Genomic DNA, 3,532 nt, shown 5'->3' on the forward strand with positions numbered 1-3,532 from the left:
GCGCCGGGCGCCGCCACCCGCCAGGGCGTGGCGCTGGCCGGCACCGCGGGCGTCTCGGTCTGCTCCAGCTCGACCCACGCGGTCACGTCCGCGCCGTCGGCCACGTGCACCGCGACCTGTACCTCGGTGCCCTGCCGCGCGACGACCGTGGGCGGGAGCATCGTGCGCCACTCGTCGTCGCGGGCCCGCTCCAGGCTGGCCGTGACGGCCCCCGGGGTCGACGCCTGCACGCCGAGCGCCTCCAGCACCGCGACGAGCGTCGAGGAGCTGACCTGCTGCTCGACGCCGTCGTGGTCCGTGTACTCGCACTGCACGCCGTGGGCGGTCGCCAGCTCGGTCAGCTCCGCGGGCACGGCGGATCCGTCTCCGGTGGCCCCGGGCATCGGTTCGTCGGTCACAAGGCAAGATCCTGCCATCTACCGACGCGTACCGGGCGCAACCAGGCCCGAAAAGCTCACCCGGCGCTGCGCCGTCAGCTGACGCCGGGGGTGTCCCCCGCGACCGCCTCGTCGAACGGGGTGGGCGCCGAGCGCGCGACGATCCCGGCGTCCAGCAGCGCCGCGTGGGCCGCGACACGCAGCGAGCGCGCGACGGCCCACTGCTGGGCGGGGCGCACCTGGGCGTGCAGCGTGAAGGTCAGGCCGCCCTGATCGACGTCGTCCACGCCGCGTACCGAGGGCGTCTCTAGGAGGCTGTCGGCCAGCTCGGGGTCGTTCTTGACCCGGTCGACGGCGCGGCCGAGCGCGGCGCGCACCGCGTCGATGTCGGCGCCCAGCGGCACCTGCACCGGGGCGACGGCACGGCTCCACTCCTGGGTGCGGTTGCCCGCGCGCAGGATCTCGCCGTTGCGGACGTACCAGAGGGTGCCGTCGAAGGCCCGCACCTGGGTGAGCCGGAGGCCCATGGTCTCGACGGTGCCGACCACGCCGGCGCCCAGGTCCACGTTGTCGCCCACGCCGAACTGGTCCTCGATGAGCAGGAACACGCCGGAGATGAAGTCCTTGACCAGGCTCTGCGCGCCGAAACCGAGCGCGACGCCGACGACGCCGGCGGAGGCCAGGAGCGGGGCGACGGGCCAGCCGACCGTCTGCATGATCGAGAGCACCATGACGGTGCCGATCACGATGTTCACCGCGGAGTTCAGCACCGAGCCGACGGTCCGCGCGCGCTGGGCGCGCCGCTCGGCCGCGCGCGGGTTGACCGCGCCGAAGACGTCGGCCAGCGCCTGGGGCGTCATCAGCGCGTTCTTGCGCTTGCGCTTGGTGGTGGCTCCCGAGACGGCACCGGGCGCGGTCACCGGGATCGTGCCGGTGGTGGTGCCCACCGGCGGTGCCGCGGTCTCGACCACGGCCCGCGGCTTCTGGCCGATGGCGATGCGCTCGGTGAGGGCCGTGACCACACGGCGCAGGACGGCGATGGCGACGGTACCGCCGACCAGGATGAGGATGACGGTCAGGGGCTTGTCGCCGAACCAGACCCAGAAGTCCTCGGCGCTGTCGAACACGGAGGCAGCAAGAGACTCGAACACGACACGAACGCTACTCGGGTCGGCGCCCGCGCCCGGTCATCTCAGCCCGGGTCCGAGGGACTACTGCGCGATTTTCACAGCCCGTTCGCGTCGCGGTTGCACGCCGCCGGGCCGTCGTGAAGCAGATCACGGGCCCGGGACGAGTCCCGGGCCCGCGCACGTCACGCTCTCTGGCTCACGCCCTCGTGATCACACCCTGAGCGTGTCCAGCTCGGCCGCGAGGTTGTCCGCCTCGGGGCCCACGATCACCTGAACCACCCTGCCCGACCGCACCACGCCGAACGCGCCCGACGACTTGAGTCCGGGCTCGTCCACCAGGGACGGATCGCTCACCTCGACACGGAGCCGGGTGATGCACGGTTCCAGCTCGACGACGTTCGAGGTTCCCCCGAGTGCCGCAAGGATCTGGTCAGCCTTGGTCATGTCTCAACTCCCACCGTGCGTCGCTGCAGGTATGGGTAACACCCTATCTGTGCTGGCAAGCCCTTCGCCCGGGCAATTGTCGACTCGCTCACACGAGACCGAGTTTCACCGGACCGTCATACACGAGTGGCAGGATGACAGGCGTGACCCAGGAACCCTCCTTCTTCGACGCCGTCGGCGGCCACGACACGTTCGTGCGCCTTGTCGACGCGTTCTACGACGGCGTCGCCGACGACCCCGTGCTGCGCCCCATGTACCCCGAGGAGGACCTCGGGCCGGCGAAGGAGCGGTTCACGCTGTTCCTCGAGCAGTACTGGGGCGGGCCCGGCACCTACTCCGCGCAGCGTGGTCACCCGCGACTGCGGATGCGGCACGCGCCGTTCAAGGTGAACCCGGACGCCCGCGACCGCTGGCTCGCGCACATGCGGACCGCCGTCGACTCCCTGGGGCTCGCACCGATCCACGAGTCGCAGCTGTGGGACTACCTGGAGCGCGCGGCCTTCAGCATGATCAACACCTTCGAGGACTGACCCGCTCGAAGTCCCACCCAGAGGAACCGAAGGAGACGCCCGCACGTGGACGCCACCCCTGACCTGATCGCCGGCGACGCCCCGTCGGACCACACGCCCGATGCGCTCGACCGCCTGCTGCAGGTGCTCGACCTGCGGCATCTGGAGGGCTGGGGTCCGCGCGGCGAGGAGGACGTGCTGCGCGGGAACAGCATGCCCGCCCTCGCGAACCGTGCCTACGGCGGTCAGGTGCTCGCACAGGCGATCCTGGCGGCGGACCGGACGGTGCCCGACGGCCGCCAGATCCACTCCCTGCACGGCTACTTCCTGCGGGAGGGGCGGGTCGAGGAGCCCATCGACTTCGCGGTGGAGCGACTGCGCGACGGGCGTTCGTTCAGCGCGCGCCGCACTCACGCGATCCAGTTCGGCAAGCCGATCCTGTCGATGATCGCCTCCTTCCAGGAGGACCAGCCCGGCTACGACCACTCGATGCCGATGCCCGACGGCGTCCCCGCGCCCGACGAGGTCGGCTCCGCCTTCGACGAGCTCGCCTCCCTCAGCGCCGACTCACGCGCCCAGTTCTGGGCGGACTCGCCGTTCGAGCTGCGGCACGTCGGCGGGTCGCTGTACCTGCACCCGGACGCCGCGGTGGCCCAGGGCGGCACGCCACCCGCCACGCAGCTCGTCTGGATGCGCACGCGCCGTCCGCTCGGCATCCAGGACCAGTCGATGCACCGCGCCCTCCTGGCCTACGCGTGCGACCAGCTCATGCTGGAGCCCGCCATGCGCGCCGCGGGCAAGTCCTGGCAGGACGTCGCCGCCACGGTGCCCATGGCCAGCCTCGACCACGGCATGTGGTGGCACCGCGACGTCCAGGTGGACGAGTGGATGCTGTTCGTCCAGTCCTCGCCCACGGCCCAGGGCGGCCGCGCCCTGGGCACCGCGAAGGTCTACACGCAGGACGGCGTCCTCGTGGCCTCGGCGGGCCAGGAGGGCATGATCCGGCTGCCGGCCTGACCCGCCGGGCGCCCGGGCCGCCGCAGGCCTGGGGCCGGGACTACGCCCCGAGCTC

Annotated in this window: 4 protein-coding genes and 1 pseudogene; 2 read left to right on the forward strand and 3 right to left on the reverse strand. The window is 72.1% G+C overall.

The window, feature by feature from the left end; all coding sequences use genetic code 11:
- From PROKR_RS35695 to PROKR_RS20990, 3 genes and pseudogenes are all read right to left on the reverse strand, one after another.
- A pseudogene (locus PROKR_RS35695) lies at positions 1-398 on the reverse strand (4-alpha-glucanotransferase); the annotation flags it as partial.
- 74 nt (positions 399-472) lie between these two features.
- Positions 473-1,528 (reverse strand): mechanosensitive ion channel family protein, encoded by a 1,056-nt coding sequence (locus PROKR_RS20985; RefSeq protein ID WP_245605911.1) that lies wholly within the window; start codon positions 1,526-1,528, stop codon positions 473-475.
- A 189-nt stretch (positions 1,529-1,717) separates the two neighbouring features.
- Positions 1,718-1,951, reverse strand: coding sequence for a PTS sugar transporter subunit IIB (locus tag PROKR_RS20990; protein WP_020018155.1), 234 nt, complete (start codon positions 1,949-1,951; stop codon positions 1,718-1,720).
- Between the two features lie 134 nt (positions 1,952-2,085).
- Between PROKR_RS20990 and PROKR_RS20995 the strand changes: the two genes are divergently transcribed.
- Together PROKR_RS20995 and PROKR_RS21000 are read left to right on the forward strand one after the other, a co-directional pair.
- Positions 2,086-2,481, forward strand: coding sequence for a globin (locus PROKR_RS20995; protein WP_036966859.1), 396 nt, complete (start codon positions 2,086-2,088; stop codon positions 2,479-2,481).
- A gap of 45 nt (positions 2,482-2,526) precedes the next feature.
- Complete coding sequence (locus PROKR_RS21000) at positions 2,527-3,477, forward strand: acyl-CoA thioesterase (protein ID WP_051433206.1); 951 nt, start codon at positions 2,527-2,529, stop codon at positions 3,475-3,477.
- Positions 3,478-3,532 lie beyond the last annotated feature (55 nt).

Origin of the sequence: Promicromonospora kroppenstedtii DSM 19349, assembly GCF_000515355.1 — a bacterium.
GTDB classification, from domain to species: Bacteria; Actinomycetota; Actinomycetes; order Actinomycetales; family Cellulomonadaceae; genus Promicromonospora; species Promicromonospora kroppenstedtii.

What these genes read in the sequence shown, in the direction of transcription:
- PROKR_RS20995 (WP_036966859.1), top strand. Translation starts at nt 2,086, where the DNA reads ATGACAGGCGTGACCCAGGAACCCTCCTTCTTCGACGCCGTCGGCGGC.
- PROKR_RS20990 (WP_020018155.1), bottom strand. Translation starts at nt 1,951, where the DNA reads ATGACCAAGGCTGACCAGATCCTTGCGGCACTCGGGGGAACCTCGAAC.